This window comes from Halopseudomonas oceani, from assembly GCF_002903165.1.
Lineage (GTDB): Bacteria > Pseudomonadota > Gammaproteobacteria > Pseudomonadales > Pseudomonadaceae > Halopseudomonas > Halopseudomonas oceani.
In genome coordinates this window covers 1-20,668 of the sequence record NZ_PPSK01000001.1, presented here as the reverse complement: position 1 = coordinate 20,668, position 20,668 = coordinate 1, and the positions used below count along the sequence as shown (strand labels likewise).

Sequence of the window (20,668 nt, the reverse complement as noted above, 5' to 3'; positions counted from 1 at the left end):
CGCTTGAAGCTTGCGGCTTGGGTTAAAGGATGTAACGCGACAGATCTTCGTTGACGGCCAGCTCACCGAGGTGACTGTCGACATAGGCTGCGTCGATAACCAGCGGTTGCTCATCGTGCTTGGCGGCCAGATCGGCGGCGCTGAACGAGACTTCTTCCAGCAGGCGCTCAAGCACTGTGTGCAGACGGCGGGCACCGATGTTCTCGGTCTTCTCGTTGACCTGCCAGGCGATTTCCGCGAGGCGGCTGACGGCGTCGGGGGCGAACTCGATCTTCAGGTTTTCGGTTGCCATCAGAGCACGATACTGCTCGGTCAGCGACGCATCCGGCTCGGTCAGGATGCGCTCGAAGTCGCTCGGCGTCAGTGATTGCAGCTCAACGCGAATCGGCAGGCGGCCTTGCAGCTCCGGAATCAGGTCTGACGGTTTGGTCAGGTGGAAGGCACCGGACGCGATGAACAGGATGTGGTCGGTCTTGACCATGCCGAACTTGGTGTTCACCGTGCAGCCCTCGATCAATGGCAGCAGGTCGCGCTGTACCCCTTCGCGGGAAACGTCAGCACCGCCGCCGCTGTCGGCGCGCTTGCTGACCTTGTCGATCTCATCAAGGAAGACAATGCCGTTCTGCTCGACGGCGCTGATCGCGCGGGTCTTCAGGTCGTCTTCATTGACTAGGCGTGCTGCCTCTTCGTCGCGCACCAGCTTGAGCGCGTCGCGGACCTTGAGGGTGCGGGTTTTCTTCTTGCCCTTGCCCAGGTTGGAGAACATGTCGCGCAACTGGTTGGTCATCTCTTCCATGCCCGGCGGGGTCATGATTTCGATGCCGGCAGGTGCGTCTGCAACCTCGATATCGATGTCCTTGTCGTCCAGTTCGCCTTCGCGCAGGCGCTTGCGGAACAGCTGTCGGGTGCTGCTGTCGCTGCGCTCCGGCTGGTCGCCAGTGGCAGGGCGGGCGCCTGGCAGCAGGGCGTCGAGGATGCGCTCCTCGGCAGCGTCTTCGGCGCGGTAGCGAACCTTGGTCATCTCCTGTTCGCGCAGCAGCTTGATGGCGGCATCGACCAGATCACGGATGATGGATTCGACGTCGCGACCGACGTAACCCACCTCGGTGAACTTAGTGGCTTCGACCTTGATGAACGGTGCCTGGGCCAATTTGGCCAGACGACGAGCGATCTCGGTCTTGCCGACACCGGTCGGGCCGATCATCAGGATGTTCTTCGGGGTGACTTCGTTGCGCAGTGCCTCGGGCAACTGCTGGCGGCGCCAGCGGTTGCGCAGGGCGATGGCGACGGCGCGCTTGGCATCCTGCTGACCGATGATGTGTCGGTCCAGCTCGTGCACGATCTCACGGGGTGTCATGGACATGGGGTTGAATCCGGTCGCCTCAGGTATTGGCGTCCAGCTCCTCGATGGTCAGGTTGCGGTTGGTATAGATGCAGATGTCGCCGGCAATGTTGAGGCTGGTTTCGACGATCTCACGAGCAGACAGCTCGGTGTGCATCAGCAGGGCGCGCGCGGCGGATTGCGCGTAGGGGCCACCGGAACCGATGGCGATCAACCCTTCTTCAGGCTCAATGACATCGCCGTTGCCGGTGATGATCAGCGAGGCGTCCTTGTTGGCGACGGCAAGCAGGGCTTCCAGCTTGCGCAGGGCGCGGTCGGTGCGCCAGTCCTTGGCCAGCTCGACGGCGGCGCGGACGAGGTTGCCCTGGTGTTTTTCCAGTTGGGCTTCAAAGCGTTCGAACAGGGTAAAGGCATCGGCGGTGCCACCGGCAAACCCGGCAATGACCTGATCCTTGTAGAGGCGGCGTACCTTGCGGGCATTGCCCTTCATGACGGTGTTGCCGAGGGATACCTGGCCGTCACCACCGATCACGACCTTGCCGTGGCGGCGTACGGATACGATTGTAGTCACGCGCAACTCCTGGTTGGCTGTGGGGGGAAAAGCGGCAGGATCGCTGCCTTGCTTCCTGATCTGGGGGCGCTGATCAGGATTTCAAGGCAAAGGAAGAGCGCGCCCGAGAAACGGGCGCGCAAGGCTCAACGCTGCTGTGGCAGGAGGTTGCTGAAGCCGTTACCACCGAGAGTACGCTGGGCTTGGGTCATGCTGTCTTTGTTGCTGAATGGGCCAACTTGAACGCGGTACCACTGATTTCCGTTGATGGTGGCGTTCTCCAGCTTGACGTCCAGGCCAAGCAGCAGGATCTGCGCCCTCAGTTGATCCGCGTCGGAGCGCTGACGAAAGGAACCGGCCTGCAGATAGTAGGACGGGCCATTGGCGGCCGGCTTGCTGGCCTCGGGCGCAGGTACAGGTGTCGGCGCCGGAGCAGGCTGGGCAGGCTGCTGGGGGACATTGACGTCCGACTCTGGCAGCAGGGTGTAAAAATCGTATTGCGGCTTCGGCGTGCTGGGCTGTGCCGCTGGGGTGTTGGCGGGCTTGGGCGGCTCGGGGGCGCGCCGGACCTCCTCACGCCCTGGCTCGAGTTGCAGCAGGAAAGTAACGAACACACCAATAACCAGTCCGCTGACCAGCCACAACCAGCCGGGAATGCCTTTGCGCTTTGGCGCAGATTGCGCGCGGCTGGCGCCGCGGCGGGGGGCTTTGCGTCCTTTTGCCATGCCCTTACATACGCTCCAGAGTGTTGATGCCCAGCAGGTTCAGACCCTGCTTGAGAGTGCGGCCGGTCAGTGCTGCCAGGCGCAGACGGCTGTCGCGCTGGGTCTCAGTGTCCGCTGCGAGGATCGGACACTGTTCATAGAAGCTGGAGAAGCGACCGGCCAGCTCGTACAGATAGGTGCAGAGTACGTGTGGGGTACCTTCGCGAGCAACGTAATTCAGCGTGGCGTTGAACTGCGCCAGATGCGCACCCAGTTCGGTTTCGGCCGGCTCGATCAGCGCCAGCGGTGCCAGATCGGCGACCGCGTCCATGCTGCGCTCCAGTCTACGGAATACGCTGGCAACACGGGTGTAGGCATACATCATGTAGGGCGCGGTGTTGCCCTCGAAGCTCAGCATCAGGTCGAAGTTGAAGCTGTAGTCGCTGCTGCGGTGCTTGGAGAGGTCGGCGTACTTGACCGCGCCAATCCCCACGGCGGCGCCGATGGCGCGCAGCTCGTCGGCCGGCAGCTCCGGGTTTTTCTCTTTAACCAGGCGCAGAGCACGCTGCTCTGCCTCGTCGAGTAGATCGACCAGCTTGACGGTGCCGCCGTCGCGGGTCTTGAACGGCTTGCCGTCGGCGCCATTCATGGTGCCGAAGCCCATGTGTTCAAGTTGCATGTCGGCGGGAACAAAGCCTGCTGCCCGGGCCACGGCAAATACCTGCTGGAAGTGCAGCGCCTGACGCTGGTCAACAAAGTACAGCACGCGATTGGCGTGCAGCTCGGCATGGCGGTAGCGCATGGCGGCCAGGTCGGTGGTGGCATACAGGTAGCCGCCGCCGGCCTTTTGTACGATCACCGGCAGCGGGTTGCCGTCGGCGTTCTTGAACTGCTCGAGAAAAACACACTGGGCACCTTCGCTTTCGGTCAGCAGGCCGGCGCTGCGCAAATCGGCAACGATGCCCGGCAGATCGGCGTTGTAGGCGCTTTCGCCGCGTACGTCAGCCGGCGTCAGGCTGACGCCAAGGCGGTCGTAGACGGCCTGGCAGTGACCGAGGGAAATGCTGTTGAAGCGTTCCCACAGGGCCAGGCAGGACGGTTCGCCAGCCTGCAGGTCGACCACGCGCTGGCGGGCGCGGGCGGCGAAGTCTTCGCTTTCGTCGAAGCGCTTCTTGGCCTGGCGGTAGAAATTCTCCAGATCGCCCAGCTTGGCTTCGGCGTCGACGCTGTGTTCTTCCATGTAGGCCAGCAGCATGCCGAACTGGGTGCCCCAGTCGCCCACGTGGTTCTGGCGGATCACGGTGTGGCCGAGGAATTCGAGGATGCGGGCAACCGCGTCACCGATGATCGAGGAGCGCAGGTGGCCAACGTGCATTTCCTTGGCCAGGTTCGGCGAGGAGTAATCGACCACCACGCGCTGGGCTGGAATCTCGGCGCGTACGCTCAGCTGCGGGTCGGTCAGTGCGGTTTCAAGCTGACCGGCCAGCCAGCCGGCATCCTGGAAGAAGTTGATGAAACCGGGGCCGGCGATGTTGACCGACGCAACGGCCTGGTGGGCGGGCAGGGCGGCAATCAGCTTCTCGGCCAGATCGCGCGGCTTCATGCCGGCCGGCTTGGCCAGCATCATCGCCAGGTTGCTGGCGAAGTCGCCGTGCGCCTTGTCGCGGGCATTCTCGACCTGAATGGAGGGCGAAAGGTCGGTCGGCAGCACGCCGTCGGCCTTGAGGCGGTCTACAGCGTCGGCAAGCAGTTGGCTGATCAGGTTCTTCATTTAATGGAGTATCCGGCAGGTGCCCAGTGAAAACCTGACATTATCCGTTTTATGGGGCGGCTTGCCAAACCCTGTGGTCGGGTGGGGTGGGTTGTTGTGGTTTGCGCGGGCTTTATTCAGTGCTGCGCTGGGCTGGTTGCTCTCTGTGCTGTCTCTTAGTCAGCCTTTCGCCTTTTACGGCGAGCCAAGGGGAGCTGCTTGCCCAGCCCCCCTTAGCGATCCCCCGGGGCACCCGGCTACGCGGCCCTGCGGGTTTGCTGCGTTGCTCGGGCTAACGGGGGCCGGCAGAACTCGTCGCTGCGCTCCTCAAACATGCTGCCGTCCTCTTTCCCGCTAGCCCTGCGCTACTCGCCCGCGTAAACGGGGAGTTGGTCCGTGCAGTCTTCACGCCTTGCAACACCCCTGATCGTTCCCATGCTCTGCGTTCGGTCTGGCGGAGCGTGGAAGTCATCACTCCACTGCTAAAACATATCCAGTGGATCAATATCAATCGACCAGCGCACCTTGCGCGCCTGCGGGTGCTGTTCCAGCAAAGGCAGCAGCATGTGCACCAGCTGATGCAGGGCCGAGCGCTGGGCGGCTTGCAGCAGCAGTTGGGCGCGGTGGCGGCCGGCGCGACGTTCCATTGGTGAGGGTACCGGGCCGAGCAGGTCGATGTCCGCCAGGTTGTGCTGACCGATCAGTACCTCGGCCTGCTCCAGCGCGGCTTCGAGAAAGTCCTCGGCGGCGCTGGCCTGATTGGCTTCGGCGCGTAGCAGCGCCATGAAACGATAGGGCGGCAGTTGGGCCATTTCACGTTCGGCCAGCTCGCGCTCGGCAATCGCTGGGTAGCCGCGCTCGGTCAGTTCGATCAGTAACGGGTGCTCGGCCATGTGGGTCTGAATGATGACCTGCCCTGGTTTTTCGGCGCGTCCGGCGCGTCCGGCGACCTGGGTAATCATCTGTGCCATGCGCTCGGGGCCGCGGAAGTCGGCGGAGAACAGCCCGCCGTCGGCATCCAGAATGGCGACCAGGGTGACGTTGGGGAAGTGATGCCCCTTGGCGAGCATCTGGGTGCCGACCAGAATGCACGGCTTGGCGCTCTGGATGGTGTCCATCATGTCCTGCATGGCGCGCTTGCGGCTCATGCTCTCGCGGTCGATGCGCAGTACGTCGGTGTGCGGAAAGCGTTCCTTGAGAAACTCCTCGGTGCGCTCGGTGCCGGCACCCAGCGGGCGCAGGTCTTCGCTCTGGCATTTGGGGCAGTGGCGATCGAGCGGGCGCTGGCTGTTGCAGTGATGGCAATGCAGGTGCGGCGGCGACTGGTGCACGGTCATGCGCGCGTCGCAGCGTCGGCACTCGGCAATCCAGCCGCAGTCGTGGCACATCAGGGTCGGGGCAAAGCCGCGGCGGTTGATGAATACCAGTACCTGATTGCCACGCTTGAGGTGCTCGCCGACCAGCTCGGTCAACGGGCGGGAGAGTCCACCTTCCAGTGGACGGCTACGAATATCCAGGCACTGGAAGGTCGGTGCCTTGGCGTTGCCGGCGCGAAGGGTCAGGCGCAGGTGCCGGTAGCGGCCCTGTTGCACGTTGTGCAGGCTCTCGAACGACGGCGTCGCCGAGCCGAGGATCACCGGCACCTGTTCCAGGTGGCCACGGTAGACCGCCAGATCGCGCGCGTTGTAGCGCAGACCGTCCTGCTGTTTATAGGAGAGGTCGTGCTCCTCATCGACGATGATCAGGCCGGGCCGTGCCAGCGGGGTGAAGATCGCCGAGCGGGTACCAATAACAATGGATGCGTCGCCGTCGCGGGCAGCGATCCAGGCATCCAGTCGCTCGCGATCATTCAGACCGGAATGGAGAATCACCACCGGTGCGCTGAAGCGCTGTTGAAAGCGGCTCAGGGTTTGGGGGGTCAGGCCAATCTCCGGTATCAGTACCAGCGCCTGGTGGCCGCTGAGTAGGCAGCGCTCAATCGCTTGCAGGTAAACCTCGGTTTTGCCGCTGCCGGTTACCCCTTCCAGTAGCCAGGTATGAAAACCCTCGGCTCCGAGAATCGCGTCCAGTGCCGCCTGCTGTTCGGCGTTGGCGGTGAGGTGCGCCTCCCTTAATAAAGGCAGCGGTTCGGCGACATGGTGCGGTGAGCGCTCGATGCGCTGGACCAGGCCCTTGCCCTCAAGGGTGACCAGCGTGTCGCGGCTCAGCCCCCATTGGCCGATCAGCGCGTGGGACAGGCCATGCGGATGCTGGGCGAGGATTTGTACCGCCTGTTTTTGCTTTGGCGCACGTTGCACCGCCGGGTGCTCGGGGTAGGCGCCGGGCTGCAGCTGCCAGAGCTGGTCCTGGCGGGCCAGCGCCGGTTCGCCCTGGCGCAGCAGGACCGGCAGGGCGACGCTGAGAGTATCGCCGAGGCCGTGCTGATAGTAACGTGCGGTCCACAGACACAGGCGCCAGAGGCTGTCGGGCAGCACTGGCGTCAGATCGAGCAGCGCCTCGGCGGGCTTGAGTCGATTGGCCGGCACCTCGGTGTGGTCACTGATGCCGGCAATCATGCCAACCATGGCGCGATTGCCGAACGGCACCCGCACCCGCTGGCCCACCTGCAGATCGGCTGCACTGACTCCCCGCGGCGCGCGGTAGTCGAACAGGCGTCTCAGCGGTGAGGGCAGGGCAACTTGCAAGATGGGTCCGGTCACGCAGATCACTCCATAGGGCGTGCAGCAGATGGTACCACCGACGGGCGGAAAACAATGGTGCTTGCGTCGGGGACGGATTCTGTTATCATCGCCGGCCTATTTTCCGGTCACTCTGTATGCGCCGCTTGTGGCATGCAGTCACTTGGCTGGTAGAACAGATTCAGAGTGCGGTGCCCGATCAGGTTGATCCGGTGGCGGCACAAACCAACCGAGGACATACCATGAAAGCTGATTTGCATCCGAAGTATGAAGAAATCGAAGCGACCTGCAGCTGCGGCGCGGTGATCAAGACCCGTTCCACCCTGTGCGCTCCGATCCACCTGGACGTCTGCTCCGAGTGCCACCCGTTCTACACCGGTAAGCAGAAAGTTCTGGACACCGGCGGCCGTATCGAGCGCTTCAAGGCTCGCTTTGGCGCGGTCAGCAGCAAGTAAGTTCGTCATGCAGGCCCTTGTGGCTCTGGCGAACGAAAAGAAGGCGTCCCTCGTGGGCGCCTTTTTTCTTGTCTGCAGTTTACTGGCTAGCTGCGTTCAGGCTGAGCCACCGGCAGCATCCTGTGCAGTGCCTGCAGGGGGTGAAACGGTGTACAGCCGAAGTGTCACCGACGGCGATACCCTGCGTCTGGCAGACGGCCGCCGGCTGCGGCTGGCGGGTATCAATACCCCCGAGATTGGGCGTGACGGCAAGGCGTCGGAGCCCTGGGCGCAGGCGGCTCGGCGGGAGCTGCTGGCGCTGGTCGACGATGAGCCGTTACAGCTCAAGGTCGGGGCTGGTCCGCGCGATCATTACGGCCGTACGCTGGGCTATCTGTTCGACAGCCACGGCCGCAGCGTTGAGGCACAGTTGCTGCAGGCCGGTCTCGGTTATGCGATCGTCATTCCGCCCAATGATGCGCTGGCCGAGTGCTATCTGGCAGCTGAGGCCGACGCGCGTCAGTCCCGGCGAGGGCTCTGGCAGTCTGATCCGGTGCAGTCGGTGGGGCGGCTCGAGAACGGCGGTTTTCAACTGCTGCGCGGCCGGGTGGTTGCTGTTACCCAGACGCGTCCGGCGCTCTGGATTGATCTGGACGGCCCGCTGACGCTCAGGCTGGAGCGCCGGGATCAGGCCCACTTTACGGCGCTACCGGATAGCAGCTGGGCCGGCCGTGAGCTGGAAGTGCGCGGCTGGGTAGTTGATCGCGGCGAGCAGCAGAATGGCTTTCGGCGCTTTATGATCAACCTGCGTCACCCGGCCCAGATACACCCGGTCAGTACTCACTGACAACGTCAAGATGACTCAAAGTTGTAAGAGAATGTCCTTGACATTGATCTCGTGAATAACCTTGCGAGGGTGTGTCGTTTTATGTACTCTCCGTCGTCCGCATGAGCAACCTGACCGGAAAATAGTGACCATGTCTGATTTGAGAACTGATGCACTCGCCTATCACGCCGAACCGCGTCCAGGCAAACTGAGCGTTGAACTGACCAAGCCGACCGCGACTGCCCGCGATCTGGCTCTGGCGTACAGCCCGGGTGTAGCAGAGCCGGTGCGTGAAATCGCCAAGGATCTGGAAAACGCCTACAAATACACCGGTAAGGGTAACCTGGTTGCCGTTATCTCTGACGGCACCGCCATTCTGGGCCTGGGTAACCTCGGCCCGCTGGCGAGCAAGCCGGTCATGGAAGGCAAGGGTGTTCTGTTCAAGCGCTTCGCTGGCGTTGATGTTTTCGACATCGAAGTTGAAGCCGAGAGCCCGCAGGCCTTCATCGATACCGTCAAGCGTATCTCCTGCACCTTTGGTGGTATCAACCTGGAAGACATCAAAGCCCCTGAGTGCTTTGAGATCGAGCGCGCTCTGATCGAGCAGTGCGACATCCCGGTATTCCACGATGATCAACACGGCACCGCTATCGTTACCGCTGCGGCGATGATCAACGCGCTGGAACTGGCCGACAAGACCATCGAAAACGCCAAAATCGTCTGCCTGGGTGCCGGTGCGGCTGCCATCGCCTGCATGAAGCTGCTGGTCAGCCTGGGCGCCAAGACCGAAAACATCTACATGCTCGACCGCAAGGGCGTGATCCACGCTGGCCGCGATGACCTGAACGAATACAAGGCCATCTTCGCCACCGAGACCGACAAGCGCACCCTGGCTGATGCCATGAAAGGTGCTGACGTGTTCGTTGGTCTGTCCGGTCCGAACCTGCTGCAACCGGCTGAGCTGAAACTGATGGCCGAGAACCCGATTGTGTTCGCCTGCTCGAACCCGGATCCGGAAATCGACCCCGCGCTGGCCCACGCTTCGCGTCCTGATGTGATCATGGCTACCGGTCGTTCCGACTACCCGAACCAGGTCAACAACGTTCTGGGCTTCCCCTTCATCTTCCGTGGTGCGCTGGACGTTCGTGCGACCCGCATCAACGAAGAAATGAAGATCGCTGCGGTTCACGCCATCCGCGAACTGGCCAAGGAGCCGGTACCGGAATACGTTTCCCAGGCCTACGGTGGGATCGATCTGGAATTCGGCCGTGAGTACATCATTCCGAAGCCGATGGACGTCCGTCTGATCGAGAAGGTGCCGGCCGCTGTTGCCCAGGCAGCCATCGATTCTGGCGTTGCCACGCTGCCCTATCCGGCGCACTACCCGCTCAAGTCGGTTGAAGACTGCATCTGAACGGCATTGCGTTGAACGAAAAAACCCGCTTCGGCGGGTTTTTTTGTGCCTGTTGTTTGCTGTCAGACTGGTGGTGGTTCAATCCGGATCTGCACCTCCCCCGCGTTCAGGCTGGCGCGCAGCAGGCTGCCCGCAGGGGGGGGCTCGGCGTCAAGCAAGGCTCTGGCGACCGCGGGCTCAAGGTGATGGCGAAAGCTGCGCGCGATGGCGCGCGCGCCGAAGCGGTGGTCGTGGCCGCGGGCTGCAAGCCAGTCACGCAGCTCGGCATCCAGCGCCAGCTGAACCTGATGCCGGGCCAGTCGTTGATTGAGCTGCGCCAACGCCAGTTCGACCAGATGCTGCAACTGGCTGCTGTGCAGTGAGCGGTAGCGAATGCGGTGATCCAGTCGGTTGAGAAACTCGGGATCAAAACGCTGTTGCAGTGCACGCCGCTGTACCCGTTGCTGTAGGCTGCTGCGCCAGCGGGGTGGCAACAGTCGCGCCCAGCCCTGCTCCAGTTGTTGCACGCTGCTGGCGCCGAGGTTGCTGGTCAAAAAGATCAGGCTGTTGCGAAAGTCCAATGTGCTGTTGCCGGCGCTGAGGCGCAGTTGGCCGTTGTCGAAGATATTCATCAGCGCGCGAATGACCGGGTCGCTAGCTTTCTCCAGCTCGTCAAACAGCACGAGGCCGGGTCTGCCGAAGCTGCCTTCGATGGCCTCGCGGTCGAACAGGGTGGTGCCTTCCTTGCTGCCGACGTAGCCGGGTGGTGCGCCAGTCAGGGAGGCTGCGTAGTGCTCCTGTGCCAGGGTGTTCATGTCGATCCGGCACAGGGCATCGGCCCGACCGTGAATCGCCTCGGCCAGCAGTCGCACGGTTTCGGTTTTGCCGACGCCGGTAGGGCCGAGCAAGAGGAACACGCCGAGTGGTTTGCGTGGATCGCCCAGCTCGGCCTTGACCACCGCCAGGCTGTCGCTGATTTCTGCGAGGGCATCGTCCTGACCGATGATGCGCTGCTGCAGCAACTGCATGACGCGCAACGGCTCAAACAGGAAACGGCTGGTGTGGGCGCGCGGCGCTTGCTGCTCGTTGTGTTGCTGGTTCTCGGCCAGCAGGTCATTGATAAAGGGCATGGTGTTGGGCCGTATCGCTCCGGGCGGGGCGCCGTGCGGGCGCCCCGGTGTGGTCAGAGTCCGGCTTCGCGTTCCTTGCCGGAGTGGGGCAGCTCGCCGACCGGGCAGTCGGCGACGCCGATGGTTTTGCGGGTTATGGCCTCGACATTGTCGCGCGCCTTCTCCGCGTCCATGACCCAGGTGCGATAAAACTCGAATGGGCAGTCTGCCACGCCTCGGTCACCGTCGCCGGAGTTGTACATGCCGGTGTAGCCACGGTGCAGCAGCTTGAACAGGTGGTTCTGCGACTGGTCGTTGGCACGCGCATCACGAATCTGCGACACCGACAGTTGCGCGTACTGCACGCCCATGTCCTCTTCGCCACATTCGCCCAGCGTACGGCCGTCGAAGCCGATGATCGCGGAATGACCGAAGTAGCTGTAGACGCCGTCAAAGCCGGTGGCGTTGGCGACGGCAACGTAGCAGTTGTTGGCCCAGGCCATGGTCTTGGCCATCATCACCTGCTGGTCCTTGGCCGGGTACATGTAACCCTGGCAGCGGACGATCAGCTCGGCGCCCTTCATCGCGCAATCGCGCCAGATTTCGGGGTAGTTACCGTCGTCGCAGATGATCAGGCTGATCTTCATGCCCTTGGGGCCTTCGGATACGTAGGTGCGATCGCCCGGGTACCAGCCTTCGATGGGGCACCAGGGAATGCACTTGCGGTACTTCTGTACGATCTCGCCCTGATCGTTGATCAGTACCAGAGTGTTGTAGGGCGCCTTGTGCGGGTGTTCTTCGTGACGCTCGCCGGTGAGCGAGAAGATGCCCCAGGTGCTGGCCTGCTTGCAGGCCTCGCTGAAGATCCGGGTTTCGTCGCCGGGTACCGTGGTGGCGGTCGCCATCATCTCGTCGCCGTCGTACATGATGCCCATGGTGCTGTATTCCGGAAACACCACCAGGTCCATGCCCGGCAGACCTTGTTTCATGCCGATGATCATATCGGCGATCTTGCGCGCGTTGTCGAGTACCTCTTCGCGGGTGTGCAGGCGCGGCATCTTGTAGTTGACGACAGCCACGCCAACGGTATCGGGACTGCTGGAAATATCTCCGTGACGCATGGGTAACTCCTTTGTTGCGGTTGAGTTGCAGTCAGTTGCGCCCGATGCCGAGTTTGTCGACCCGATAGCGCAGTTGCCGCAGGCTGATGTTCAGGCGGCGTGCGGCTTCAGACTGGTTGTTATTGGTTTGCGATAGCATCGCGCGGATACGGTCGGCCTCGTCTTCCTGTACCCAGTTGTAGGAGCGCCCGTACTGGCGGGGCGCGTTGTCGCTGGGTCCAGGGGCGGCGACCTCGGCGGTGGCCTGTGGCTGGCGGTTGCCGGGGATTGCTATCGAGCTTTCCGAGGCCAGTGCCTGACGCAGCTTGTCGGCATCAATCAGCTCCTGATCGCTGGTCAGTGAGGCCCGCTCCAGTACGTTCTGCAACTGCCGGATATTGCCGGGCCAGTCGAAGCCTTCGAGTACCGCAAAGGCGTCGGCTGCCAGGCTCCAGTTGCGTTCGTAGTGGTGGTTGAGTTCGTTGAGAAAGTGCAGGGCCAACTGACGGATGTCTTCCTGGCGCTCGCGCAGCGGCGGCAGGTGTACCGGCACCACGTGCAGGCGATAGAACAGGTCAAGGCGGAAGGCGCCCTGGTTGACCGAGGCCTGCAGGTTGACGTGGGTAGCGGTAATCACCCGAAAGTCCACGGCGACGGAGTCGTGACTACCGATCGGGTCGACCTTCTTCTCCTGCAGTACGCGCAGCAGCTTGGCCTGCAGTGACAGCGGCATGTCGCCGATTTCGTCGAGAAACAGCGTGCCGCCGTCGGCCTGGACGATCTTGCCTTGCTTGTTCTGTGACGCGCCGGTGAAGGCGCCCTTGGTGTGGCCGAACAGTTCGGATTCAAGCAGGTCTGCCGGAATCGCCGCACAGTTGATGCAGATGAACGGCTTCTCGCGGCGGTCGCTCTGCTGGTGGATCATCCGCGCAAATTTTTCCTTGCCGGTGCCGGACTCGCCGAGCAGCATCACCGGGGCATCGCTGTGGGCGACCTGAATGGTCGAGCGCACCGCGTCCATCAAGGCCGGGCTGCTGCCGAGGATGCCGTGGGCGAGGCTCTGCTTGAGCATGCCTTCGACCGCGATGCTGTGGCGCAGGCTCTGGTTTTCCTTGACCAGATGCTCGGTCTGGTCCACCACAAACTGGTGGATGCGCAGCACCTGTCCGATCATCGCGGCGGCCACGCGCAGCAGGCTGATGTCTTCGTCGAAGGGGCGTTCGTGCATGCCTTCGCGCTGCACCGAGAGCACGCCAATCGGGGTGCCGGATTCGAGAATCGGCACAGCGATAAAAGCCATGCGGCCGCCGCTGTGGTGCGACAGTTCGGTAATGCGGCGCACAAACAGTGGCTCGTCGTTGACGTCGGGCACCAGACCGATCGATCCGGTGCGCATCACATAGCCGGTCACGCCCTGATTGATGTCGACGTTGAAGCGGCCGGCCTTGAGATCATCAACTGACAAGCCGTAGGAGTACTTCACCTGTAGCGACTGGGAGTTCGCTTCCGGCAGGCTGACGCGTCCACAGTTCAGTCCATAGAGCTGAGACAGCAAACGCAGGATGCCCTGAATGGTGCGTGGGGCATCCAGTGGTTTCTCGAGGAGCTTGGCCATCTCCAGAATGACGACGAGTTCGCGCTTCATCATCTGTTGGGCTGTCCGTTTCTGTATGGCATTCAAGATGAACAGATCCTCCGCGTTGGCTGATATCCACGCGACCTGTCATCCCTGCACTGCTGACTGGGTAAGCGGTCTGCACCGCCTCTGATCTAGTGACTGATCATCCAGGGTCGTCGTGGTCCAGACTGTTGTTTGAGGGCAGGAGGTTCTCCCTCCTTGCGCTTGGTGTGCTGGCAACTACCGGAGCTGCAACAACTGTGCCCGTGGCTGACCTTGGGGGCGTGAGCGCTGCGCTCGTTGGTCTCGTGTGCCTTGCGCTGATGGGCGCTGAGGGTCTGCAGGCGAGGTGCGCTGATGCGGCGCTGCATGGGCTGCGAGCAGATTGGGCAGGCCCGTGGCAGGTTCCGCTCACTGCTCGGCAGCAGCGCTTCGAAGGGGCCGCAGTCGGTACATTCAAAATCGTATAAAGGCATTATCTGCTCCGCAAACGTGCGACTTGGAAGATGTGGCCCGCCCATGCTGGTGCGGGCCACTGCTGTGCTATCAGCCTTTCCAGAGGGCTGTTGGCACTTCCGGACTGCTTACCGCGATGGTCGGGCCTTCGGCGTTCGGCATGATGTCGAAGTCGAATATCTCGGTCGGAATCCAGATGGTGGCGCAGACGTTCGGCACGTCGACGATACCGCTGATGTGACCCTGCACCGGTGCTGTGCCGAGCAGCGAGTACGCCTGGGCGCCGCTGTAACCGAATTTCTTCAGGTATTCGATGGCATTCAGGCAGGCCTGACGGTAGGCAACGTGCGCATCCAGATAGTGCTGCTTGCCGCTCTCGTCGACCGAGATGCCTTCGAAGATCAGGTGTTTCTTGTAGCTTGGCGCCATGTCGCTGGGCTGGAAGATCGGGTTCTTCACGCCGTACTTCTTGCAGCCATCCTTGATGACGTTGACGCGGATATGAATCCAGCCAGCCATCTCGATGGCGCCGCAGAAGGTAATTTCGCCGTCGCCCTGGGAGAAGTGCAGGTCGCCCATCGACAGGCCGCCGCCCTTCACATATACCGGGAAGAACACCCGTGAGCCTTTGGTCAGATCCTTGATGTCACAGTTACCACCGTGTTCGCGCGGCGGTACGGTGCGCGCACCTTCAGCAGCGACCTTGGCGGCAGCGTCACCGGTGGCACGGCCGACATGCGCGGTCGGGGCGTACGGCGGGTTGGCCAGAGCTGGAACGCGATCCGGGTCGGTATCAATCAGCGCCTGCTCGCGGCTGTTCCATTCATCCAGTAGGTCCTGCGACGGCAGGCAACCGATCAGGCCGGGGTGCATCAGGCCGATGAACTCCACGCCCGGAATATGGCGAGACTTGGTATAGATGCCGTTAAAGTCCCAGATGGTCTTGCGCGCTTCCGGGTAGTGTTCGGTCAGGAAGCCGCCGCCGTTCTCTTTGGCGAACACGCCGTTGAACCCCCACATCTGATCGGCAAAGGCACCGATGTCGAGAATGTCGACGACCAGCAGGTCGCCCGGCTCGGCGCCCTCGACTGCAATCGGGCCGCTGAGGTAGTGCACCTTGCTCAGGTCGACGTCGCGCACGTCTTCGGCACTGTCGTTGTTGCCGATCTGGCCGCCGGTCCAATCCATGCATTCGACGATGAAGTCAGAGCCGGGCTTGACCGTGGCGACCATCGGGACGTCCGGGTGCCAGCGGTTGTGAATGTTGTCGTGCTCCTGAGGGCTCTTGCTCAGATCGATCTTGATCAGTGTTTCTGCCATGACAGCGAATCCTCTGCTTGGGTGATGAGTCGGGCCCGTGTATGGACCGTACTTTTCCCTGAGCAGAAGCCGTGCCAGCTTTGTTTTGTTTTTATTATTTCTTATATATCAGTGCCTTAAATGAATTGTTCAGCGCATTGTCAGGCGCTGAGACGGGCGGGTTTAACAATGTCACTAAGCGATGTTGGACATTGTCATGACAATGTCAGGTGCAGATTGTCATTTCCCCTGGCCGTTGCTTGACATTGGCCGCAGTCGAGCGCCTGGAAGATTTTGATACAGCTATGCAGTCAATTGATCTGCAAAGGATTTTTGGCCGTCATGGTGGTTTGACAGTGCGCACTCTGGCGCGCTGGCACAGTGGTTGCTGTAGGCCTTGATGACAGGCAAGGCAGGCCGGGGAGAGAGGTCTGCCAGCCGGTTCTACCCACATCAAGGAGATTCACCCTATGCAAGACTCAAAACGCAGCAAGCCAGCCTGGAAGCGTGGCCTGATCGGTCTGGCGCTGGGCACAGGTCTGGGCCTGGCCAGCATGGCGGGTGCGGCAGATATGCCGACGGCTGAGGTCAATACCACTGGGCTGGCCGTGACCGACGACACCGTCAAAGTCGGTATTCTCCACTCCATTACCGGCACCATGGCGATCAGCGAAACCGGTTCGGTTGAGGCAGAAATGCTGGCCATCGAGCAGATCAACGCCATGGGCGGTGTGCTGGGTCGCCAGATCGAAATCATCCAGGAAGACGGCGCCAGTGACTGGCCGACCTTTGCCGAGAAGGCCCGCAAGCTGCTGGTTCAGGACCGCGTTGCCTCGGTTTTCGGCTGCTGGACCTCCGCCTCTCGTAAGGCGGTATTACCGGTCTTCGAGAACGAGAACGGCATGCTCTACTACCCGACCTTCTATGAGGGGCTGGAGCAATCCAAGAACGTGATTTACACCGGCCAGGAAGCCACCCAGCAGATCATCGCCGGTCTTGACTGGATCGCCGAAGAAAAGGACGCCAAGACCTTCTACCTGGTCGGCTCCGACTACATCTGGCCGCGCACCTCCAACAAGATTGCCCGCAAGCACATCGAAGACGTGCTGGGTGGCGAAGTTGTCGGCGAGGAGTATTACCCGCTGGGCAATACCAACTTCGGCTCGCTGATCAACAAGATCCGCCTGAAGAAACCTGATGTTGTTTATTCCAGCATCGTTGGCGGTTCCAACGTCGCCTGGTGGAAGCAGCTCAAGGCCGCCGGTATCACGGCTGACCGTCAAACCATCATGACCATTTCGGTAACCGAGGATGAAGTACTGGGTATCGGTGGTGAGAACATGGAAGGTTTCTACTCCGCGATGAAGTACTTCCAGTCGCTGGACAACGAAAACAACCAGGCCTTCGTCGACGCGTTCAAGGCACGCTGGGGTGAAGACAGCGTGATCGGCGACGTAACCCAAGCCGCCTACCTCGGCCCTTGGCTGTGGAAAGCCGCGGTTGAGAAGGCTGGCAGCTTTGACGTTGATGCTGTGGCTGCAGCCTCCGCTGATATTGAGCTGACTACCGCGCCTGAAGGCTACGTCCGCGTTCATCCGAACCACCACCTGTGGAGCAAGCTGCGGGTTGGTCAATGGGGTGCTGACGGCCAGGCCACTGTGGTTTACGAGTCCGACCTGATCGAACCGAATCCCTTCCCGGAAGGCTACCAGTAAGACGTCCGTTTGAAGTGATGCAACAGGGTGCGGTCCAGGTGGCCGCACCCGTCTAGGAGAGTAATTATGGGCGGATATTCAAGTCAGGAGCTCGTGGCCATTTTTGTGATGCAAGGATTCAGTGGCCTGAGTCTGTTCTGCGTCTTTCTGCTGATGGCCCTCGGGCTGGCGATCATCTTCGGGCAGATGGGCGTCATCAACATGGCCCATGGTGAATTTCTTACGCTGGGCGCCTACATCACCTGGATGGTATCCAAGCTGGCCACCGAAACCTGGCCCTGGATGCAGCAGTTTTACTTCCCGCTGGCCGTTGTGCTGGCATTTCTCGGTACCTTCATACTTGGCTACCTGGTCGAAATGCTATTGATCCGGCGGCTGTATGCCCGTCCGCTCGATACGCTGCTGGCGACCTGGGGGCTGGGGCTGATCCTGCAGCAGATTTACCGTTCGACCTTTGGTCCGCGTGAAGTCAGCGTCGTTATGCCGGACTGGCTGATGGGCTCCTGGGCGCCGACCGACATTATCGATATCCCGCTTAACGGCCTGTTCGTCATGGGTATCACCGCGCTGATGACGGTGCTGGTGGTGATTCTGCTGTACCGCTCGCGCTGGGGCATCAAGGTGCGTGCGACGACCCAGAATCGGATGATGGCCAACGCTGCGGGTATCAATACCCAACGGGTAGACCGCTTTACCTTTGCGCTCGGCTGCGGTATCGCCGGGGTTGCCGGTGCCGCCTTTACCACTATCGCCTCGACCGGTCCGACTACCGGCTCTCTGTATATCGTCGACACCTTCCTGGTAGTGGTGTTCGGTGGTGCTGCCAGCCTGTTCGGCACCGTGGTGTCGGCCTTCGGCATCGCCCAGTCGCAGTCGATTCTCGAATTCTTCCTCAGTGGCTCCATGGCCAAGGTGATCACCTTGCTGACTGTGGTCGCGATTCTGATGTTCCGTCCCCAGGGGCTCTTTGCAAGCAAGGTGCGTCGCTAAGCGACGCCTGCGCTGGAGGTTATTGAAATGGATAAATGGATAGCAGCATTCGGGGGGCGGCAACGCTTGCTGCAGTTGCTCGCGCTGGCCGTCCTGCTGATGGTGATCCTGCCGCTGACGCTGGACATCTTCCGTCTGAATCTGGTCGGTAAGTACCTGACCTATGCGTTTGTCGCCGTAGGGCTGGTGCTCTGCTGGGGGTACGGCGGGATTCTCAGTCTCGGGCAGGGGGTGTTCTTCGGTATTGGCGGTTATTGCATGGCGATGTTCCTCAAGCTGGAAGCATCCAGCCCGGAGAACACCGCGATTCAAAGTACCCCGGGTATTCCGGACTTTATGGACTGGAACCAGATCACCGAGCTGCCGTTGGGGTGGATGCCCTTTCACAGCCTGACGCTGACTGTGCTGCTGATCCTGACGGTGCCGGCGCTGGTTGCCTTTCTGATTGGTGCGGCCATGTTCAAGCGCCGGGTCGGCGGGGTGTACTTCGCGATCATTACCCAGGCGATTGCCTCCATCGCCACCATTCTGATCATCGGTCAGCAGGGCTATACCGGCGGCATCAACGGCATTACCGACCTGCGCACCATGCTGGGGTGGGACATCCGCCCAGACAGTGCCAAGTATCTGCTCTATTTCCTCTGCTGCATTCTGTTGATCGCCTGCTTGCTGGTTGGCCAGTTTGTACTCAACAGTCGTTACGGCAAATTGCTGATCGCCATGCGCGACCAGGAAGACCGGGTGCGTTTCTCCGGGTACGACGTCGCCAACATCAAGATCTTCGTGTTTGCCCTGGCCGGCGTGTTCTCGGCGTTGGGTGGGGCGATGTTCGCACTGCAGGTTGGCTTTATGTCGCCGTCGTTCGTCGGCACCGTGGCCTCGATTGAAATGGTGATCTTCTGCGCGGTTGGCGGTCGGCTGTCGCTGATTGGTGCGGTGTATGGGGCGCTGCTGGTGAATCTGGCCAAGACTCTGCTGTCGGAGAGCTTTCCGCAACTGTGGATCGTGTTCATGGGTGCGCTGTTCATCGGAGTCGTGCTGCTGTTCCCGCAGGGGCTGGCCGGTATCTATGAAGACTACGTGCGTCCGCAGGTCGCCAAGCTGTTCTCGCGCAAGCGGGCGGCGGTGAGTGAAGAAGGCAAGTCGGTTGCTCAGGAGGCGCGCTCATGAGTTCTCCCATTCTGCTGGCCATCGAAGATCTGACTGTGTCCTTTGATGGCTTCAAGGCGGTCGACGGTCTGAACCTATACGTTGAGCGCAACGAAGTGCGGGTGGTGATCGGGCCGAACGGCGCCGGCAAGACCACGCTGCTGGATTTGATCTGCGGCAAGACCAAAGCCTCGGCGGGCTCGATCAAATTCAAAGACACCGAGCTGACCAAACTGGTCGAACACGACATTGTCAAGGCCGGGGTAGGGCGCAAGTTTCAGACTCCGTCGATCTACGAAAACCTCACGGTGCGGGAAAATCTGGAGTTGTCGTACCCGAAGGGGCGCAACGTGTTCGGCAGCTTGTTTTTCAAAGTCACCGAACAGGTCAATGCACGGGTTATGGACGTCGCCGGAGAGATCTTTCTCAGCGACCGCCTGGATACCAGCGCCGGTCTGCTCAGCCACGGCCAAAAGCAGTGGCTGGAGATTGGCATGCTGCTGATTCAGGACCCGGAGCTGTTGATGCTGGATGAGCCGGTGGCGGGGATGAGTGTGTCCGAGCGCGAGGCGACCGCCGAACTGCTCGGGCGGATCAGCAAAAACCGCTCGGTGATTGTGATTGAGCACGACATGGACTTCGTCAAGGACATCGCCCACCGGGTGACCGTTCTCCATCAGGGCAAGTTGCTGGCTGAAGGCAAGATGGACGAAGTACAGGCAAACGAAAAGGTCATCGAGGTTTACCTCGGCCACTAACTGCAAAGGAGCATGAGCATGCTGAACGTACGTGATCTGCGGGTCAGTTATGGCATGAGTGAGGTCATCCACGGTATTGACCTGGACGTGGGTGAGAATGAGACGGTAGCGATCATGGGCCGCAACGGCATGGGCAAGACCACGCTGTTCAAGTCGCTGATCGGCATGATTCCCTGCAGCGGCGGGGAGATCACTTTTAATAGCAAGGAGCTGTCCAGGCTGCAGTCTTACCAGCGGGTGGCCAATGGCGTTGCTTATGTGCCGCAAGGGCGGATGGTGTTTCCGACCCTGACAGTAGAGGAAAACATCATGGCCGGGCTGGAAGTCACCGGGCGGCGCAAGGTGCCGGATGACATCTATGAGTTGTTTCCGGTATTGCTGGAAATGCGCCATCGCAAGGCCGGCAACTTGTCAGGTGGTCAGCAGCAGCAGCTGGCGATCGGTCGAGCACTGGCGGCCGACCCCAAGATTCTGCTGCTGGATGAGCCAACCGAGGGGATTCAGCCATCGATCATCAAGCAATTGGCAACCACGCTTAACGAGATCAAGCAGCTGCGCAAGATCAGCATCGTCGTGTCGGAGCAGGTGCTGAGCTTCGCGCTGGCAGTAGCAGACCGGATGCTGGTGATCGACAAGGGCAAGATTGTCCATGAGGCGGTAGGTGAGCAAATCGACAAGGACCATATCAGTCGTTATCTGTCGGTCTGAACACCTGCGTCTCGCAGGGCAAAACCCGGCTATCCGTAAGGAAGCCGGGTTTTTTCATGCCGGCACGAAAATAGGGCTTGACGGAAAAT

The 20,668-nt window shown here is 61.2% G+C and carries 18 protein-coding genes; 8 read left to right on the top strand and 10 right to left on the bottom strand.

Annotation, left to right across the window (positions count from 1 at the left end; genetic code table 11):
* Nucleotides 1-22: 22 nt before the first annotated feature.
* From hslU to C1949_RS00070, 5 genes are all read right to left on the bottom strand, one after another.
* Nucleotides 23-1,363, bottom strand: coding sequence for an ATP-dependent protease ATPase subunit HslU (gene hslU, locus C1949_RS00090; RefSeq protein ID WP_104736448.1), 1,341 nt, complete (start codon nt 1,361-1,363; stop codon nt 23-25).
* Nucleotides 1,364-1,382: 19 nt separating this feature from the next.
* Nucleotides 1,383-1,913: an ATP-dependent protease subunit HslV gene (hslV, locus tag C1949_RS00085; protein ID WP_088276135.1), complete on the bottom strand. Its 531-nt coding sequence runs from the start codon at nt 1,911-1,913 to the stop codon at nt 1,383-1,385.
* A gap of 125 nt (nt 1,914-2,038) precedes the next feature.
* Nucleotides 2,039-2,617, bottom strand: coding sequence for an SPOR domain-containing protein (locus C1949_RS00080; protein ID WP_104736447.1), 579 nt, complete (start codon nt 2,615-2,617; stop codon nt 2,039-2,041).
* 4 nt (nt 2,618-2,621) lie between these two features.
* Complete coding sequence (gene argS, locus C1949_RS00075; RefSeq protein WP_104736446.1) at nt 2,622-4,367, bottom strand: arginine--tRNA ligase; 1,746 nt, start codon at nt 4,365-4,367, stop codon at nt 2,622-2,624.
* Nucleotides 4,368-4,828: 461 nt separating this feature from the next.
* The gene (locus C1949_RS00070) at nt 4,829-7,045 is read right to left on the bottom strand and encodes a primosomal protein N' (RefSeq protein WP_104736445.1); all 2,217 of its coding nucleotides are present in this window, start codon (nt 7,043-7,045) and stop codon (nt 4,829-4,831) included.
* A 221-nt stretch (nt 7,046-7,266) separates the two neighbouring features.
* Between C1949_RS00070 and rpmE the strand changes: the two genes are divergently transcribed.
* The 3 genes from rpmE to C1949_RS00055 all read left to right on the top strand — a co-directional run bounded on the left by rpmE (nt 7,267) and on the right by C1949_RS00055 (nt 9,698).
* A complete protein-coding gene (gene rpmE, locus C1949_RS00065; protein WP_088276158.1) occupies nt 7,267-7,479 on the top strand; it encodes a 50S ribosomal protein L31 in 213 nt (70 codons plus the stop codon).
* 148 nt (nt 7,480-7,627) lie between these two features.
* A complete protein-coding gene (locus tag C1949_RS00060) occupies nt 7,628-8,305 on the top strand; it encodes a thermonuclease family protein (RefSeq protein WP_229744330.1) in 678 nt (225 codons plus the stop codon).
* 130 nt (nt 8,306-8,435) lie between these two features.
* Nucleotides 8,436-9,698 (top strand): malic enzyme-like NAD(P)-binding protein, encoded by a 1,263-nt coding sequence (locus C1949_RS00055; RefSeq protein ID WP_104736443.1) that lies wholly within the window; start codon nt 8,436-8,438, stop codon nt 9,696-9,698.
* 62 nt (nt 9,699-9,760) lie between these two features.
* Here C1949_RS00055 and C1949_RS00050 read toward each other — a convergent pair whose 3' ends face one another.
* The 5 genes from C1949_RS00050 to fmdA form a co-directional block, all read right to left on the bottom strand.
* Complete coding sequence (locus C1949_RS00050) at nt 9,761-10,807, bottom strand: AAA family ATPase (protein WP_104736442.1); 1,047 nt, start codon at nt 10,805-10,807, stop codon at nt 9,761-9,763.
* A gap of 53 nt (nt 10,808-10,860) precedes the next feature.
* Complete coding sequence (locus C1949_RS00045; RefSeq protein WP_104736441.1) at nt 10,861-11,907, bottom strand: aliphatic amidase; 1,047 nt, start codon at nt 11,905-11,907, stop codon at nt 10,861-10,863.
* Between the two features lie 31 nt (nt 11,908-11,938).
* On the bottom strand, nt 11,939-13,534 hold the full coding sequence (locus tag C1949_RS00040; protein WP_104736440.1) for a sigma-54-dependent Fis family transcriptional regulator: 1,596 nt from the start codon (nt 13,532-13,534) through the stop codon (nt 11,939-11,941).
* 122 nt (nt 13,535-13,656) lie between these two features.
* A complete protein-coding gene (locus tag C1949_RS00035) occupies nt 13,657-13,980 on the bottom strand; it encodes an FmdB family zinc ribbon protein (RefSeq protein WP_104736439.1) in 324 nt (107 codons plus the stop codon).
* Between the two features lie 70 nt (nt 13,981-14,050).
* Nucleotides 14,051-15,280: a formamidase gene (gene fmdA / locus C1949_RS00030; protein ID WP_104736438.1), complete on the bottom strand. Its 1,230-nt coding sequence runs from the start codon at nt 15,278-15,280 to the stop codon at nt 14,051-14,053.
* A gap of 533 nt (nt 15,281-15,813) precedes the next feature.
* On the opposite strand from fmdA, the gene urtA reads away from it, so the two are divergent.
* From urtA to urtE, 5 genes are all read left to right on the top strand, one after another.
* The gene (gene urtA / locus C1949_RS00025) at nt 15,814-16,974 is read left to right on the top strand and encodes an urea ABC transporter substrate-binding protein (protein ID WP_211287044.1); all 1,161 of its coding nucleotides are present in this window, start codon (nt 15,814-15,816) and stop codon (nt 16,972-16,974) included.
* Between the two features lie 66 nt (nt 16,975-17,040).
* Complete coding sequence (urtB, locus tag C1949_RS00020; protein ID WP_104736436.1) at nt 17,041-17,964, top strand: urea ABC transporter permease subunit UrtB; 924 nt, start codon at nt 17,041-17,043, stop codon at nt 17,962-17,964.
* A 27-nt stretch (nt 17,965-17,991) separates the two neighbouring features.
* Entirely contained in the window at nt 17,992-19,134 is a 1,143-nt protein-coding gene (gene urtC / locus C1949_RS00015) for an urea ABC transporter permease subunit UrtC (RefSeq protein ID WP_104736435.1), read from the top strand.
* On the top strand, nt 19,131-19,871 hold the full coding sequence (gene urtD, locus C1949_RS00010; RefSeq protein WP_104736434.1) for an urea ABC transporter ATP-binding protein UrtD: 741 nt from the start codon (nt 19,131-19,133) through the stop codon (nt 19,869-19,871). The genes urtC and urtD overlap by 4 nt, the downstream gene beginning before the upstream one ends.
* 18 nt (nt 19,872-19,889) lie before the next feature.
* Entirely contained in the window at nt 19,890-20,579 is a 690-nt protein-coding gene (urtE, locus tag C1949_RS00005) for an urea ABC transporter ATP-binding subunit UrtE (protein ID WP_104736433.1), read from the top strand.
* Nucleotides 20,580-20,668: the final 89 nt, after the last annotated feature.